We start from the raw sequence: 15,818 nt of genomic DNA on the forward strand, positions 1-15,818 counted from the left end.
AGTCGGCCGGGGTGAAGTAACGGTGTCAGGTGCTTACGAGGCGATGGGCGGGGCGCGGCTGCGCGCGCCGGGGAAAATGCTCTGCCGGGCATGGCCCAGGCGCGGGGCGGGGGTGAGGGCATTGGCCGGCGGCGGGGTACCGATGGCCACGAATGACACGCTGCCGGGCAGGGCCGGGCAACTGTAGAGCAAGTCGCAATAGCCGCACTTGGACCAGAGCGCGTGGTGTTCGTCAGGGGCTTTCTTGTGATGGGCGTCGCCGTGGTCGCCGGGCATGTCCATGGACATGTTCATCGACATACCGGCGTGATGATCCATCGGCATCGCTTGGGAAATCAGCGGACCGATAAAGATCATCAGCATGGCGAACAGGCTGATCCAACTGCCGCGCTTCACGCGGCGGTGTGGGGATAGCCTGGCGCGAGGGGCGCCCATCTGGAGTCAGTCTATTGAGGGTGTTTGTGCGCGTGGCCGGCCATCGGCGGTACTTTCTGTACCGACACTTCCACCTCGACCTTGCCGGCTTTTTCAAAGGTCAGGGTCAGCGGGAATTGCTTGCCATCGGCCAGCAGGCTGCGATCCTTGAGGCCCAGCAACATGACGTGATACGCCATGGGCGCGAAGGTCAAGTCACCCTTGGCCGGTACGGCAACGCTGGGGACTTGCTGCATCTTCATCAAGTCGCCCTGCATCACATGCTCATGCAGTTCGGCCTTATCGGCCACTGGCGTGTCGACACTGAGCAGGCGATCCGGTGTCGCACCGGTGTTATGAATCACGAAATACGCGGCGACGGTGGGCGCGTTGGGCGGCAATTCCTGGGACCAGGGATCGCTGACCAGCAGGTCGCCGGCCTTGTAGTCTTCGGCATTGGCAGCACTGAACACCGGCAGCAGCAACGCAGCCAGAAGCAGGGAAGATTTAAGCATGGCAGTTCTCCAGAACGGTTCTAAACGCAGTTCACTTGCGAAGAAGATCAGGCCGTCGGAGAGGCGCGGGGGTTAAGGCTCGGCCATTGCTGGCGCGGGGTGGGGGTTTGCAATGGGGTGTGTAGTTGACGCTGTACCGTCTCGAATTGCGTGAGATACAACTGCGGCACATGCCCCGGCAACGCCACCAACGGCGCCGAGCCCGAGCAACACCAGCAATGCTGCATAGTGGAATGATCGTCCTGCTGCGGCGCCGGAATCTCCAGCTTGCCCAGGGCAATGGTCTTCAGGCTGGCGCCATTGGACGAACAGAAACTGCCCCACAGCAATTGCTGCACGGGGTCCTTGGACTGCTGCATCGCGCTGGCCATTGGCATGGCAAAGGCGTTGAACAGCACTGCAAGGCAGGCGATCCAGGCAATTGCAAAGCGTTGACGGGCCATGGCGGACAATCCGTAGGGTTAAACGATCAGGCGGGTATTTAGCCTGATCGGGGGGGATAAGTAAAAAGTGGTGGTGTGGTTTGGTGTCGCAGTGCTGGGTTTGAGGATAGACGGGGAATCGAGGGGATGCCGATCTTCAAGTCAACGGCCCTCCCACATTTTGGATTGTGTGTGGCTATTGCTTGGCGTTGAGCCTGCTAGTCGCGCGGGCAATGTCGGCTCGCGCCACCTTGATCAATGAGCCATCGCCTGGGTCTTCTTCGATACAGGCTTCAAGGAAAGCATCCATCTCTTCTTGTGTGTGAAGATGGTCAGCAGCGTCGAAAACTGTGAACGTCGTCTTTCTGTCAGATAGGTATTGGGCTTTTTCCAGCCATTGGTTTAATCGAGCTGCGACTTCGGGTTCATCCAATTTTAGTTCGTCGGCCTCAAGGCTTAGCGCGTGCGCGAACTCTGGGTTCGCGATTATGTGCTCGATAATTGTGCTTTCAGCAGGTCGAGTCAGGTGCTGCGTACGGGGTTTGTTAGTCATGTGAACCTCATGTTTACGCCGTAGGACAAAGCGTCGAGGATCATCGCCAAGGGTATGCGGTTCTAGGTAGTCAGCGGGTTCCGTTACGCATGTAGGTAAATTCTCCTTGATCCGCCGCGCAGCCCGAATATGAGGTCGTTCCACAGAAACTTCCGACAACTCTTTGAGGTTGCCGGTAGGAAACTCAATCTCTAGTCTTCGTACACCGCTGCAAATGCCGCGGACGGGCGTCGCGGCCCGACTTCCTAAGAGCAAAAGCGCTATCGTCTGCTTTCAGTTGATGCTTTTTTATCGTCTACTGTGCGGCGCTATGGCGGCTGTGCGCGGGATACCTTTGGGTATGCCGGGTTGCCTCGGGACCGGTCCGCGAACCTGCGTACAGCTGCCACCCTATCGCGTCGCGGCGAATCAGTGGCAGCTCCACATTCCTGAGGAGCTTCACAATGATCAAACCCACCCCCAATCCCCCCGTCCGGCTGTTCACCGTGGCAGATGGCATCAGCACCGAAGACCTGCTCGTCAACCTCAGCGAAACACTCGCCTCGGCCAACGCGCTGAGTTGCGACCTTGCCTTTAACCTGGAAAGCGCACCACGCGAGGAATTACTGGGCGTTGCGCAGTTGATCGAGCTGGCGCAGTTGCTCGCTGACAGGGTGCACGAAGGAGCAGGGCAGGCAACCGCCGCGAATAGTTAACAAGTTCGAGGAGCGATCGTTCCTGCGCATATGTGTGGGAATGATCGTGTGGCAGGTCTTAGACCTCCCAGCTGGCTTCCCGTATATGATTGAAGTTGACGACATCTACGCAGTGCTGATGAGCAAACCCAGCGACTCTGAGATCGTCAGTCAAAACCAGATAGTTATCTTTTGCTGCGGCAACAATGCCAACGTCGGTAAGGCCGTAGGGTGAAAGCTCATAATCGCGACTTATATCCAAGGCTGGATGATGGACCTCGACTATTGTTGATAGTGAGTTTTTTAACGTTGCATAAAAATCGCGCAGCTTGTTTCCATGAAGTCCATTTGTCAGGTTGCTGACTTCAGCGAGAATGTGAGGGGTTGAAACAAGTTTTTCGAACTGGTCAATCACTTTGAGCAAAAGTTGATAGTCTGCATCGCTGTAGCCGCGTGTTCTCTTGAACTCCACGATGCTGGACGTTCCTCCTATCAGTGCCAGAAGCAGCAAGTTAGTATCAACGATGATTCCTTTTCTTCGGTATTGCTTGATGTAGGCTTCGGTCATACTTCGCGAATCTTCATGGAGCGGAACTCGCCAGTCTCCGAGTCGATGATGAATGTTTTGTATTTTCTTGCATGTATTTGTCCGGCTAAAGATGCGCCTAGCCTTTCATAGTTATTAGGGTTGGGGACATTGAAGCCCAGTGTTATTGCCCAGGTTTTATTGTCTGGGTCTAACTCTACTTCCTCAAGCATCAGGTCTTGTAGTGCTGTTTCTTGCCCGAGAAAGTCGTTTGCGACCGCCTTGGCGACTTGTACGGCTTCTTTAACTTCTATCATGTCAGCTCCTGAATACCGTTGGGCCTGGCTTGAACTGTTCCTGGAGTTTAGCACTTCGTGTTGTGGGTTCATCGCCGTCCCTTGAGGTAACAAATAGATTGGATAGAGGGTGGCGGATGATCCTGATCTATCGAATGAAATCTGCCAACGAATCGATTGTTTCTGCGGGCGACAAAAGCTCCCGATCCACCGCCGCCAACACCGGCCGCTTCAACACCAACACAGGCACCCCCCGTTCCCGCGCCACTTCCAATTTCGGCTCGGTGGCGGTGCTGCCACTGTTCTTGCTGATCAGCACATCAATCCCACGCCGTTCAAACAACGCGCGTTCATCTTCGATCAGGAACGGGCCGCGTGCGCCGATCACTTCACAGCGATCATTGCCGGGATACACATCCAGCGCGCGCAACGTCCAGAACTGCTCGGCGGGGATTTCGTCGAGATGCTGCAATGGCTCGCGACCCAAGGTGAACAGCGGACGCTTGAAGGGTTTCAAGGCGTCGATCAATTCAGCCCAGTCACTGACCTCTCGCCAGTCATCGCCGGCCTGCGGCTGCCACGCCGGGCGACGCAATGCCCAGCACGGTACACCACTCAACTGTGCAGCCTCGGCGGCATTGCGGCTGATCTGCGCCGCATACGGATGGGTAGCGTCGAGGATCAGGCTGATCCCTTCATCCTGAACAAACTGCGCCAACCCTTCGGCGCCGCCATAACCGCCGACACGCACTTGGCAGGTGAGATCGGTCGGCACACGCCCCACACCCGCCAGGCTGTAGATATGCGCCGGCCCCAAGGTGCGCGCGATAGCCAGCGCTTCGGTCACACCGCCCAGCAGCAGGATGCGTTTCATCGCGGCTTGACCACTTCCAGCAGGGTGATTGGAAGCGCTTGGCGCCACGTATCGAACTCACCCAGTGGCTGCGCCTGAGCGACGTGGATGCGCGTCAGTTCGCCGCCATGCTCCGCGCGCCAGTTCATCAAGGTCATTTCACTTTGCAGGGTGACGGCATTGGCCACCAACCGACCACCGGGGCGCAGGTGCTGCCAGCAGGTGTCGAGCACGCCGTCGCGGGTGACGCCGCCGCCGATGAAGATGGCGTCGGGAGCTGTAAGGCCGTGCAACGCTTCCGGGGCTTTGCCACGAATCAACTGCAAACCGGGCACACCGAGGGCGTCGCGATTGTGTTCAATAAGGCCCTGTCGGCCTTCGTCTGCTTCAATTGCCAATGTTCGGCAGCTCGGATGGGCGCGCATCCATTCGATACCGATGGAGCCGCTGCCCGCACCCACGTCCCACAGCAGTTCGCCGGGCATCGGGGCGAGGCGGGCGAGGGTCATGGCGCGCACATCGCGTTTGGTCAGTTGGCCGTCGTGCTGGAAGGCGGAATCGGGCAAGCCAGCGAGGCGCGACAGACGTGGTGTGTCGCTGGAGGCCACGCAGTCGATGGCGAGCAGGTTCAAATCGGCGACACAGGCGTGCTGCCAATCCTCAGCCAAACCGTCGATGCGCCGCTCATTTGCGCTGCCCAGGTGTTCAAATACTGTCAATCGGCTGGGCCCAAACCCGGATTCAGCCAACAACGAAGCAATCAACGCGGGACTGCCGCCGTCATTACTCAGTACCAGTAAACGCACACCTGTGGCGAGATGCGCATTGATCGCCGCCACCGGCCGGGCCACTACGGACAGCGTCACCACCTCCTGCAACGGCCAGCCCAGCCGCGCCGCCGCCAACGACACCGACGACGGCGCCGGCAAAATCAGCAGTTCCTCAGCCGCCACCTGTCGTGCCAGGCTGGCCCCCACCCCATAAAACATCGGATCGCCACTGGCCAGCACGCACACAGGCTCGCCACGCCGCGCCAGTACCGGTTCCAGGGAGAACGGGCTCGGCCACACCTGGCGCTCACCGCGAATACACACCGGCAACAGGTCCAACTGGCGCTGACCACCTATAATCCGCGAAGCGCGCAACAGGGCATGCCGGGCATTCCTGCCCAGCCCCTTGAAGCCGTCTTCACCGATGCCTACAACCGTCAGCCAGGGCGACATATCAATTCCTTGAGCGACATCCGACGGGCAGGCTTTTCATGCCGCCGGACAAAGCAGGCATAATACCGCGCCTTTACCCGTCAACCGGTAGCCCCGTGAACCCAACGCCCGCTGTGAATACCTTGCGCCCCTCGGCTTGTCCGGGGTTGCTGCGTATCGTCCAGGCGCTGGATGGCGGCATCTGCCGGATCAAACTGGCCGGTGGCTCGATCAGCGCCGCCCAGGCCCGCGCTGTGGCGGACGCGGCCCAGGCCTATGCGGGCGGGGTGATCGAGGCGACTAACCGCGCCAACCTGCAGATACGTGGGATCGGTGCCGAGCAAGACGCCTTGATCGCCATGCTGCTGGCCGCCGATCTGGGCCCGAGTAACGCCGCTGGCGATGACGTGCGCAACCTGATGCTCAGCCCCAGCGCAGGTATCGACCCGCAGATGCTGTTCGACACCCGGCCGCTGGCCGAGCAGATCCTCGCTACCCTGCAAAACCGTCCGCGTTTCCATGAGCTGTCGGCCAAGTTCGCCGTGCAACTGGACGGCGGCGAGGCCCTGGCGATGCTCGAGCATCATCATGATCTGTGGCTGTCGGCGTTCGTACGCAATGGCGAGATGCTCCTTGCGTTCGGCCTGGCGGGTTGTCCAGGGCGGGATGCACCGTTGGCCGCCGTGCCGTTGGCACAGGGTCATGGGTTGGTGGTGGCGGTGCTGGAGGCGTTTCTTGACCTCGCCACCCCGGAACAAACCCGCATGCGCCATCTGGCTGTGGATAAGTTGTTGAGCCGCCTCAGCCTGCCGCTGCTGCCGGTCGACGGTTTCAAACGCCCGCCCAGCGGCGCTTTGCTGCACCTCGGTAGTTATCCACAGGCTCAAAGCAATCAATTCTACGTCGCGGCCATCGCACCCTTGGGGCGCCTGGATTCGACGATGCTCACAGGCGTGGCGCAGCTCGCCAGCGAATATGGCGACGGCACCTTGCGCTTCACCCCCTTGCAAGGTGTGTTACTGCCCAACGTCGAAAAACCTCACGCCGTGACCCAACGCCTGGCGCAACTGGGCTTCCTCTGCACCGTCGACCAACCCTTGGCCCGCGTGATCGCCTGCACCGGTTCCAGCGGTTGCGGCAAGGCCCTCGCCGACACCAAGGCCGACGCCGTGCACTTGGCCGCGCTGCATCCCGGCCATGACGTGCACCTGTCCGGCTGCTCGCGCTCCTGCGCCGCCGCACATATCGCGCCGGTCACCTTGCTGGCGGTGAGCCTCGGCCACTACGACCTGTATTTCCGCGATGCAGCCCATCCCGGTTTCGGCCGGCTGCACGCACGCACCCTTTCCATTGAAGCGGCGGGCGCCTTGCTGCGCGCTCACCCACGGAGCAACACCGATGATTGATTACATCCGCGACGGTCAGGAGATCTATCGCAACTCCTTCGCCATTATTCGCGCGGAAGCCAACTTGGAGCGTATCCCGGCCGACCTGGAGAAACTCGCGGTGCGGGTGATCCATGCCTGCGGCATGGTCGAGTCCATCGACGGCCTGCAGTTCTCCGAAGGTGCGGGTAAGGCCGGGCGCGATGCGCTGGCCGCTGGCGCACCGATTCTGTGTGATGCGCGGATGGTCTCCGAAGGCGTGACCCGTGCGCGCCTGCCGGCCAACAACCCGGTGATCTGCACCCTGCGCGACGACAGCGTGCCGGAATTGGCGCGGGAGCTGGGCAATACCCGTTCCGCTGCGGCCCTGGAACTCTGGCGTCCGCACCTGGAAGGCAGCGTGGTGGTGATCGGCAACGCGCCGACCGCGTTGTTCTACCTGCTGGAAATGCTCGACGCGGGGGCACCGAAACCGGCGTTGATCCTCGGCTTTCCGGTCGGCTTTGTCGGCGCGGCCGAATCCAAGGCGATGTTGGCAGCGGACAGCCGCGGTGTACCGTTCGTGATCATGCAGGGCCGCCTGGGCGGCAGTGCCATGGCCGCCGCAGCGGTGAATGCGCTCGCCACGGAGGTCGAATGATGCCGGCACGCGGACGCTTGATCGGCCTGGGCGTCGGCCCCGGCGACCCGGAACTGATCACCCTCAAGGCCCTGCGCCTGCTGCGCGAATCGCCGGTGGTGGCCTATTTCGTGGCCAAGGGCAAGAAGGGTAACGCCTTCGGCATCATCGAAGACCACCTGGTGCCACAGCAAACCTTGATGCCGCTGGTGTACCCGGTGACCACCGAAGCGCTGCCGGCGCCATTGTCCTATGAACAAGTGATCAGCGACTTCTACGACACCGCCAGTGTCGAGGTGGCCGTGCACCTGGACGCCGGTCGCGACGTGGCGGTGATCTGTGAAGGCGACCCGTTCTTCTACGGCTCCTATATGTATTTGCATGACCGCTTGGCCGAGCGCTACGAAGCCCAGGTTATCCCCGGTGTGTGCTCGATGCTTGGCGGCGCCTCGGTGCTGGGCGCACCGTTGGTGTATCGCAACCAGAGCCTGTCGGTGCTGTCGGGCGTATTGCCCCACGAAGACCTCAAGCGCCGCCTGGCGGATGCCGACGCGGCGGTGATCATGAAGCTGGGGCGCAACTTCCCCAAGGTGCGCCAGGTACTCGAAGAACTCGGCCTGGCCGAGCGCGCGCTGTATGTGGAACGCGCGACCATGGCCAACCAGAAAATCGTGGCGCTGGACCAGGTGGAGCCGATGTCTTCGCCGTACTTCTCGCTGATCATCGTGCCGGGTGAACGGTGGCAAGGTTGATGAACCCGGCGATTGTCATTCTGGGCCAGGGCAGCCTGGCCACCGCGCGCAGGATCCAGCAGGTTTACCCTGGGGCACTGATCCACGGCCTGGCCGGGCGGATTGAGGGGGCGGACCAGCCTTACAGCGAATTCAGCGCGACCCTGCGTCAGTTGTACCAGCAGGGCACGCCGCTGATCGCCCTGTGTGCGGCCGGCATCGTGATCCGCACCCTGGCGCCGCTGCTGCTGGAGAAAGGCGAAGAACCCGCCGTGCTGGCCGTGGCGGAAGACGGCAGCGCCGTGGTGCCGTTGCTCGGTGGCCTTGGCGGGGTGAACGTCATGGCACGGGACATCGCGGCGGCGCTGGGTGTCGCTGCGGCGATCACCACCAGTGGCGAGCTGCGTTTCGGCACCTGCCTGCTCAACCCGCCTGCGGGTTATGAGCTGGCGGACCTGGAACTGGGCAAGCGCTTCGTGTCCGACCTGCTGGCCGGCGAAAGCGTGCGCATCGAAGGCGCGGCGCCGTGGTTGGACCAGGCGAATTTGCCCCAGGACCAGCAGGCGCATCTAGCCATTCACGTGGGCAGTGCCGAGCGTGTGCCCGCCGCCAACGAGTTGCTGATCTATCCGAAGACGGTGTGCGTGACCTGCAAGCCGGGTGCGCAGTTGGCCGAGCGTGTGCGCGCGGCCTTGCACGAGGCGGGCATTGCCGTGCAATCCCTGGCGTGCCTGTTGGCCAGCGATACGCAGATGGCTGACCCGTCGTTGCACGAAGCCGCGTCGGCGTTGGGTGTGCCGCTGCGCTTTGTGGGTGTTACCCAGGCTGCCGATATTGTCATCGAGGTGGCTGACCAACCGCTGGACCTGGCCCAGGTCGGCCGCCGCCGTGGCCGCCTTGCCGTGATCGGCCTGGGCCCTGGCGCCGCCGAGCTGATGGTGCCGGCGGTCAAGGCCGAGCTGGCACGCTGCACCGATGTGCTGGGCTACGAAACCTACGTGCGCATGGCCGGGCCGTTCCGTGACGATCAGGTACAGCATTGCACCGATAACCGCGAAGAGATGCAGCGCGCCCGCCACGCCTTCGAGCTGGCCGCCCAGGGGCGTTCGGTGGTGGTGGTGTCGTCCGGCGACCCGGGCGTCTTCGCCATGGCGGCGGCGGTGATCGAGGCGTTGCACGAGTCCGGCGATCCGGCGTGGCATCAGGTCGACCTGGAAATCCTGCCGGGGGTTTCGGCCTCCCTGGCCACTGCCGCCCAGGCCGGCGCGCCGTTGGGCCACGACTTTTGCGTGATGTCGCTGTCGGACAACCTCAAGCCCTGGTCGATCATCGAAAAGCGCCTGGACCTCGCGTCCCAGGCCGACCTGGCCCTGGCGTTCTACAACCCGATCTCGCGTTCGCGGCCTTGGCAGCTGGGGCGCGCCCTGGAAATCGTCGCGCAACACCGCACGCCTGAGACCCCTGTGGTGCTGGGTCGCGATATCGGTCGCCCCGGCCAGACCCTGCGCGTCACCACCCTCGGGCAACTCACGCCAGACCAGGTGGATATGCGCACCATGGTGCTGGTCGGCTCATCCACCACTTGCACCTTCCCACGTGCAGGGGGAGGGGAGTGGGTGTACACGCCGCGCTGGTACGGTGCAAAGCCCGCCTCCTGAAAACGCCTGGATGGCTGCACGAAAGCTCCGAATGACAATGGGTGATTGCCTATTGTCGCTCGGGGCTTTTTCTTTTTTTTGCCGCGAAAACCGGAAGGGCTCGAGGAGTGCCCCGTCATTGCTGGGCAGGGGTTTTTGCCGTGTGCCGGCAAGCGATGTTTGTGGCATGGAAGAGCCGCCGGTGGCTGGACTAGTGTGGACACAAGCCCCGAGTCGGGGTGTTTGTGGAGAACTGAAAATGGAGCGACATCACAGAAGGATCAACAACACAAAACGGCGCAAGTTGATTGCTGCCTATACATTGCCGAGGGCGCCAGGCGCGCAGCCCTCATTGCCGCCGCTCGACATGGAGGACGACAGCAACGCGGCGGTGGTCAACAACAGTGTGATTTCGTTTGCCGAGGGGCTGTCCGGGCTGAACCGGGAATACATCCGTAAAAGCTATCTGCTGGCCAGCAGCTACGTCAGCGATGTATTGAATATCCACCGAGGTACCGAGGCCTGGTACGACGAATTCATCAAGGTGATGGTCGGTTTGGGCTGGCTGCCGGTGCGCAGTCGATTCGAGCGGGTTTCAAGCTCCGGCAAGGGCCTGACGGTGCAACTTGCGGCGCTGAATATCATCGCCAGCCTGTTGGCGTCGACGTCACTGACCGGGCCGTTGCTCACTGTGCTGCCCAAACTGGCCGCCGATGCGCTGGAGGCCCTGAAGCAGCAGCCGGCATCCTTCGAGCTGTTCAAGCGCAATAGCAGCGTGCACGAGGGCGGTGATTTTGGCCTGGCGTCATGCGCCGAAACGGACGGCGAATTGACGATGGTGCTGGTGACTTACAGTACCCATGGCGTGAGCAAGCAGGTTGGGCTGCCATTTCTGGAATGGGACAGTACCCAGTTCGAGGCTTTCAGCGGACAAACCTGCCTGGTGCTGAATACCTCGGTGGTCAACGAAAAAACCATCCAACTGATGCGCGAGAGCGCGGGCGACAAGGTGCAGTCGGCGATTGCCAAATACCGGATCTAAGGCACCAGGTAGCCGCGCACCCCGGTAAAGATGATTTGCGCGGCGAGGGCACACACGAACAATCCCATCAACCGACTGACAATCTGCAAGCCCTGGTCACCGAGAATCCGTTCGATACGGTTGGACAGGTACAGCACCACACCGACCGTGAGGCTGGCCAGGGCGATGCTGAGAATGGCCGTGATCTTGTCATCCCAGTGCGGTTGGCTGACGCCCATGACCAACAGCGCACCGATGGTGCCGGGGCCGACCGTGAGGGGGATGGTCAGCGGCACGATGGTCACGTCCTGCTGCACATTGTCGGTCTGCACGGCCGACTTGCCTTGGGCCATGCCCAGGGCGGAGATAAACAGCACACTCCCGGCGCCGATGCGAAAGGCATCCACGGTGATGCCGAACACGCTGAAGATCACCCGGCCGAACAGGTAGAGCAACACGCTGGACACCAGGGTCGCCAGCGCTACTTTCCAGGCCAGGCGCCGCCGCTCTTTGCTCGAATAACCACGGGTCAGGCTGATAAAGCAGGACAGCACAAAGAACGGGCTGTAGAGCACCAGCATCTTCAGGTAAACGCTGAATAACACGTGGAGCATGGGGGTGGCTCGCGGGCGGGGAAAGTGTGGAGAGTCTATCAGGCGCTAGAGATCAAATGTGGGAGGGGGCTCGGCCTAATGCCAGTCAGTTACAGTGTTCGCTCTTGGCCGAAGCAAGCCCCCGCCCACATTGGAATTGCATTTAAAGTCAGGACGGAGCGTGTTCAGGCCGTTGTTGACGCTGCGCCACCCAGAACTCCACCAGCTCACGCAATTGCGATAACTCCACCGGCTTGGCCATGTGCCCGTCCATCCCCGCCTGGCGTGCGCGTTCTTTGTGCTCCGAGAGGATATGCGCCGTGAGCGCTACCACGGGGGTGCGAATGCGCTGGTGGCTGACTTCCCACGCCCGCAGTTGCTGGGTGGCCGAGAAACCATCGAGAACCGGCATCTCACAGTCCATCAACACCAGATCATAGCGCTGGGCCTTCATCGCCTCGAGGGCTTCCTCGCCGTTGCTGGCGGTATCCGGGTTGAGGTTGAGCTTGCCGAGCATGCCGCGAATCACTTTGGTGGAGATGCTGTTGTCTTCGGCCACCAGGATCCTGAAATCGCTGGGCACGGTCACCGCCGCCGGGACGCTGAGGGGCGGACGGGGCTGCACGCCACCTTTGCTGCGTTGGGTCAACTCGTCGGCCAGGGTGGTCTTGAGGGTGTAACCGGCAACCGGCTTGGCGAGGATGCGCTTGATCCCGCAATTACGCGCGATGATCTTGCTCGGCGCATTGCTGATGCCGGTGAGCATGATCAGCAGGATGTCGTGGTTCAGGCTCGGGTCTTCCTTGATCTTCGCCGCCAGTTGCATGCCGGTCATGCCGGGCATGTTCTGGTCCAGCAGCACCACATCGAAGTAATCGCGCAGGTGCGCCTTGGTGCGCAGCAAGGCCAAGGCCTCTTTACCCGACGGTACGGCGCTGACATTCAGGCCCCAGGCCGAGCATTGCTGCACCAGCACCTTGCGGCACGTATCGTTGTCGTCCACCACCAGCACGCGCGCGCCTTTGAGCGGGCCGTCGAGGTCGGAGGTGGGGTGTTCCAGGCGTTCCGGGTCCAGCGGCAGGGTCAGCCATAACGTGCTGCCCTGATGGCTGCCGCTCTTGATGCCGAATTCACCGTTCATCAACAGGATCAACTGGCGCGCGATCACCAGGCCCAGGTGGCCGCTCAAGCGGGTGGCCGAGAGGAAGTTCTTGCTGTGCAGTTCGCTGTGCAGCAGGGCCTCGCGTTCAGCGGCTTCCATTGGCAGGCCGCTGTCCTGCACGGCAATGCGCAGGCGCGGCTTGGTGCTGCGGTCATCCAGGGCGACGACGATCAGCACTTCGCCTTCGTCGGTTTTGTGCAGGGCGTTTTCCAGCAGGCTCAGCAGCGCCTGGCGCAGGCGGGTCGGATCGCCGCTGATGACGCGGGGCACCTGGGGCTGGATGAAGCTGATCAACTCGACGTTCTGCTGCTCGGCCTTGGCGCGGAAGATGCTCAGGCAGTCTTCGATCAGCGCATTGAGGTCGAATTGCACGTCATCCAGCTCGATCTGCCCGGATTCGAGCTTGGAGATGTCGAGGATCTCGTTGATCAAGGTCAGCAGCTCGTTGCCGGCGCTGTGGATGGTTTGTACGTAGTCGCGCTGTTTCACCGATAGTGGCGTGCCCAGCAGCAGTTCGGTCATGCCCAGCACGCCGTTCATGGGGGTGCGGATTTCGTGGCTGATCTTGGCCAGGAATTCGGCCTTGGCGGCGATCTCGGCATTGCTGGCGGCCAGGTCGCGGCTGAGGCTGAAGCGGGCCTCGACAATCGCACGCTGGCGCTCGCCCAGGGCCAGGCTCATCAACAGGCCGCTCAGGCAGATGAAGGCCAGCAATGTGACGATCAAACCCTGGGGCGACACCATCGTCAGCCCCAGCAAGGCCGGGAGAATGATCAGCGTACCGATGTTGAACACCACCATGCCCGCCACGAACAAGCGCGCCGGGCGGTAGCCTTTCTGCCAGTGATACGCCGAGACAAACAGCATGCTCAGGCCCGCCAGGGCCACCAGCGCGTAGGTGATGATGTTCAGCGGCAGGGTACTGACGAACAACAGCAGCAGGCCGCACAGCACGATAAACAGGATGTCGGCCATCAATAGCTTGTTCAGCGGGTGCGGACCCAGGGGCATGAAGAAGCGATAGGCATACATCAGCCCGCACGGCGCGGTCAGCAGCAGGGCCAGGTAGGCGCCCGGGGTCTGGACCGCGTGCCAGTTCGGCAGCCATGGGCCTACCAGGTTGAGCAGCAGCGCCAGGCTGAGCATCAACAGCAGTTCGCAGGCCGCCAGCCACAGGCTGCTACGCGAGCGGTGGTAAGCGAAGCGCGTGAGGTTGTGCAGGATCAGCATCAGCAGGCAGCCGAACAGCAGGCCGTAGATCAATGTCTGGGTCTGGTCGGCGGCGGCCAGCACGGCCGACTCCAGGGTGATATAGGGGCGCAGTTCGTGCTCTGAAACCAGGCGCAGGTAGACGTCGAGGGTCTTTTGGCTCTGGGGCATCGGCAGCATGAAATCGTTGCTGGGCAGCGGGCGTTCCGCCTGGGGCTGGCGGTTGCCGCTGCTTTGTTGCTCGATCAGGGTGTCGCCGTCCAGCACATAGAGACTCAGGTGTGCCAGGTCCGGGGCGAATACCCGCAGCACCTGCTCGTGCTTGCCAGGTTGCAGCTTGAAACGTACCCACAACGCACCGTCCGGTTCCGCGGCGGTAATGCGGTCCAGTTCGATGGGGCTGAATTGATTGGTGTAGCGCGAGGAGCGGATGTCGCTCAGCTGTAGGTCGGCCTGTTCATCAAGCAATACTGCCCAGCCACTGCCTTGCGCGGCGGCCTGGGCCGGGAACAGGCAGAGCAGCGTCAGCAGACTGACAGTGAAACCTATGGCGATCCTGAGCCAGCGCACGGCGAAATCCCTTCGTAGGTTGATGCACGGTTAACTATGCGCGGGGAGGCCTGTATACGGCAAGGGCCAGAAGCCCTTGCCTAACCGAACGGATAGCTAGCGTTACTGGCTTTCGCCGCGTTCACGGGCAATGGCGCGGTAGCCGATGTCCGTGCGGTAGAAGCAGCCTTTCCAGTCGATTTTTGCAGCCAGCTTGTACGCCTGTTGCTGTGCGGCGTCGACGCTGGCACCCATGGCGGTGGCGCACAGCACACGGCCTCCGGCGGTCACCACCTTGCCATCCTTGAGCGCGGTGCCCGCATGGAACACCTTGCCTTCCAGGGTAGCAGCCGCGTCCAGGCCTTCAATCACATCGCCCTTGGCGTAGTCGGCCGGGTAACCACCGGCGGCCAGCACAATGCCTACGCTCGGACGTGGATCCCACTGCGCTTCAACCTTGTCCAGGGCCTGGGCCAGCGCGGCTTCCACCAGCAGCACCAGGCTCGATTGCAGGCGCAGCATCACCGGCTGGGTTTCCGGGTCGCCGAAGCGGCAGTTGAACTCGATGACTTTCGGGTTGCCGGCTTTGTCGATCATCAGGCCGGCGTAGAGGAAACCGGTGTACACATTGCCTTCATCGGCCATGCCACGCACGGTCGGCCAGATCACCAGGTCCATCACGCGCTGGTGCACGTCGGCGGTCACCACCGGGGCAGGGGAGTAGGCACCCATGCCGCCGGTGTTCGGGCCAGTGTCGGCGTCGCCGACGCGTTTGTGGTCCTGGCTGGTGGCCATCGGCAGCACGTTCTTGCCGTCGACCATCACGATAAAGCTGGCTTCTTCGCCGTCGAGGAATTCCTCGATGACGACGCGCGAACCTGCGTCACCAAAGGCGTTACCGGCGAGCATGTCACGCACGGCGTCTTCGGCTTCCTGCAGGGTCATGGCGACGATCACGCCTTTACCGGCGGCCAGGCCGTCGGCCTTGATCACGATCGGCGCACCTTTTTCACGCAGGTAGGCCAGGGCCGGCTCGATCTCGGTGAAGTTCTGGTAGTCGGCCGTCGGGATCTTGTGGCGCGCCAGGAAATCCTTGGTGAAGGCTTTCGAGCCTTCCAGCTGGGCGGCGCCGGCGGTTGGGCCGAAGCAATCCAGGCCGCGGCTGCGGAACAGGTCTACGACACCGGCAACCAATGGCACTTCCGGACCGACGATGGTCAGGGAGACGTTTTTCTCGGCGAAGTCGGCCAGTTGCTCAAGGGCCAGTACGTCGATGGCGACGTTTTCGCACTTGGCTTCGATGGCGGTACCGGCGTTGCCGGGGGCGACGAAGACTTTCTGGACCCGTGGGTCCTGGGCAACTTTCCAGGCCAGGGCGTGTTCACGGCCACCGCTGCCAATGATGAGGACGTTCAAGTCAGACTCCTTCGGAGGAAGTTACAAGCTGCAAGCTGCAG

The 15,818-nt window shown here is 62.0% G+C and carries 17 protein-coding genes; 6 read left to right on the forward strand and 11 right to left on the reverse strand.

Going from position 1 to position 15,818, the window contains the following annotated elements; all coding sequences use genetic code 11:
• Positions 1–33 precede the first annotated feature (33 nt).
• From AC07OT_RS21115 to AC07OT_RS21130, 4 genes are all read right to left on the reverse strand, one after another.
• Positions 34–435, reverse strand: a complete 402-nt coding sequence (locus AC07OT_RS21115; protein WP_065940918.1) for a DUF2946 domain-containing protein — start codon at positions 433–435, stop codon at positions 34–36.
• Positions 436–446: 11 nt separating this feature from the next.
• A complete protein-coding gene (locus AC07OT_RS21120) occupies positions 447–929 on the reverse strand; it encodes a copper chaperone PCu(A)C (RefSeq protein WP_027607741.1) in 483 nt (160 codons plus the stop codon).
• 47 nt (positions 930–976) lie between these two features.
• On the reverse strand, positions 977–1,372 hold the full coding sequence (locus tag AC07OT_RS21125) for a DUF2946 domain-containing protein (RefSeq protein ID WP_141156633.1): 396 nt from the start codon (positions 1,370–1,372) through the stop codon (positions 977–979).
• A gap of 175 nt (positions 1,373–1,547) precedes the next feature.
• The gene (locus AC07OT_RS21130) at positions 1,548–1,904 is read right to left on the reverse strand and encodes a helix-turn-helix domain-containing transcriptional regulator (RefSeq protein ID WP_065940921.1); all 357 of its coding nucleotides are present in this window, start codon (positions 1,902–1,904) and stop codon (positions 1,548–1,550) included.
• 443 nt (positions 1,905–2,347) lie between these two features.
• On the opposite strand from AC07OT_RS21130, the gene AC07OT_RS21135 reads away from it, so the two are divergent.
• On the forward strand, positions 2,348–2,599 hold the full coding sequence (locus tag AC07OT_RS21135) for a DUF6124 family protein (RefSeq protein WP_253493115.1): 252 nt from the start codon (positions 2,348–2,350) through the stop codon (positions 2,597–2,599).
• 58 nt (positions 2,600–2,657) lie between these two features.
• On the opposite strand, the gene AC07OT_RS21140 is transcribed toward AC07OT_RS21135, so the two are convergent.
• From AC07OT_RS21140 to cbiE, 4 genes are all read right to left on the reverse strand, one after another.
• Positions 2,658–3,146: a PIN domain-containing protein gene (locus tag AC07OT_RS21140; RefSeq protein ID WP_495108968.1), complete on the reverse strand. Its 489-nt coding sequence runs from the start codon at positions 3,144–3,146 to the stop codon at positions 2,658–2,660.
• Entirely contained in the window at positions 3,143–3,421 is a 279-nt protein-coding gene (locus AC07OT_RS21145; RefSeq protein ID WP_065940924.1) for a hypothetical protein, read from the reverse strand. Before AC07OT_RS21145 ends, AC07OT_RS21140 begins: the two co-directional genes overlap by 4 nt.
• Positions 3,422–3,548: 127 nt before the next feature.
• Positions 3,549–4,274 carry a cobalt-precorrin-6A reductase gene (locus AC07OT_RS21150; protein WP_495108969.1) on the reverse strand — a complete coding sequence of 242 codons (726 nt, stop codon included), beginning with the start codon at positions 4,272–4,274 and terminating at the stop codon, positions 3,549–3,551.
• Positions 4,271–5,476, reverse strand: a complete 1,206-nt coding sequence (gene cbiE / locus AC07OT_RS21155; RefSeq protein ID WP_495108970.1) for a precorrin-6y C5,15-methyltransferase (decarboxylating) subunit CbiE — start codon at positions 5,474–5,476, stop codon at positions 4,271–4,273. The genes AC07OT_RS21150 and cbiE overlap by 4 nt, the downstream gene beginning before the upstream one ends.
• A 38-nt stretch (positions 5,477–5,514) precedes the next feature.
• Between cbiE and cobG the strand changes: the two genes are divergently transcribed.
• From cobG to AC07OT_RS21180, 5 genes are all read left to right on the forward strand, one after another.
• Positions 5,515–6,861: a precorrin-3B synthase gene (cobG, locus tag AC07OT_RS21160; RefSeq protein ID WP_495108971.1), complete on the forward strand. Its 1,347-nt coding sequence runs from the start codon at positions 5,515–5,517 to the stop codon at positions 6,859–6,861.
• Positions 6,854–7,480 carry a precorrin-8X methylmutase gene (locus AC07OT_RS21165; RefSeq protein ID WP_495108972.1) on the forward strand — a complete coding sequence of 209 codons (627 nt, stop codon included), beginning with the start codon at positions 6,854–6,856 and terminating at the stop codon, positions 7,478–7,480. Before cobG ends, AC07OT_RS21165 begins: the two co-directional genes overlap by 8 nt.
• Positions 7,477–8,211 carry a precorrin-2 C(20)-methyltransferase gene (locus AC07OT_RS21170; RefSeq protein WP_371856064.1) on the forward strand — a complete coding sequence of 245 codons (735 nt, stop codon included), beginning with the start codon at positions 7,477–7,479 and terminating at the stop codon, positions 8,209–8,211. The genes AC07OT_RS21165 and AC07OT_RS21170 overlap by 4 nt, the downstream gene beginning before the upstream one ends.
• A complete protein-coding gene (cobJ, locus tag AC07OT_RS21175; RefSeq protein WP_495108973.1) occupies positions 8,211–9,848 on the forward strand; it encodes a precorrin-3B C(17)-methyltransferase in 1,638 nt (545 codons plus the stop codon). Before AC07OT_RS21170 ends, cobJ begins: the two co-directional genes overlap by 1 nt.
• 238 nt (positions 9,849–10,086) lie before the next feature.
• Entirely contained in the window at positions 10,087–10,869 is a 783-nt protein-coding gene (locus tag AC07OT_RS21180; RefSeq protein ID WP_115486358.1) for a hypothetical protein, read from the forward strand.
• Here AC07OT_RS21180 and AC07OT_RS21185 read toward each other — a convergent pair.
• From AC07OT_RS21185 to purD, 3 genes are all read right to left on the reverse strand, one after another.
• Complete coding sequence (locus tag AC07OT_RS21185) at positions 10,866–11,462, reverse strand: MarC family protein (protein WP_003217330.1); 597 nt, start codon at positions 11,460–11,462, stop codon at positions 10,866–10,868. The two genes, AC07OT_RS21180 and AC07OT_RS21185, sit on opposite strands and share 4 nt — an antisense overlap.
• 148 nt (positions 11,463–11,610) lie before the next feature.
• Positions 11,611–14,382, reverse strand: a complete 2,772-nt coding sequence (locus tag AC07OT_RS21190; RefSeq protein ID WP_115486357.1) for a hybrid sensor histidine kinase/response regulator — start codon at positions 14,380–14,382, stop codon at positions 11,611–11,613.
• Between the two features lie 102 nt (positions 14,383–14,484).
• The gene (purD, locus tag AC07OT_RS21195) at positions 14,485–15,777 is read right to left on the reverse strand and encodes a phosphoribosylamine--glycine ligase (RefSeq protein WP_065940932.1); all 1,293 of its coding nucleotides are present in this window, start codon (positions 15,775–15,777) and stop codon (positions 14,485–14,487) included.
• Positions 15,778–15,818: the final 41 nt, after the last annotated feature.

This window comes from Pseudomonas sp. GW821-FHT09C10 (genome assembly GCF_059418085.1).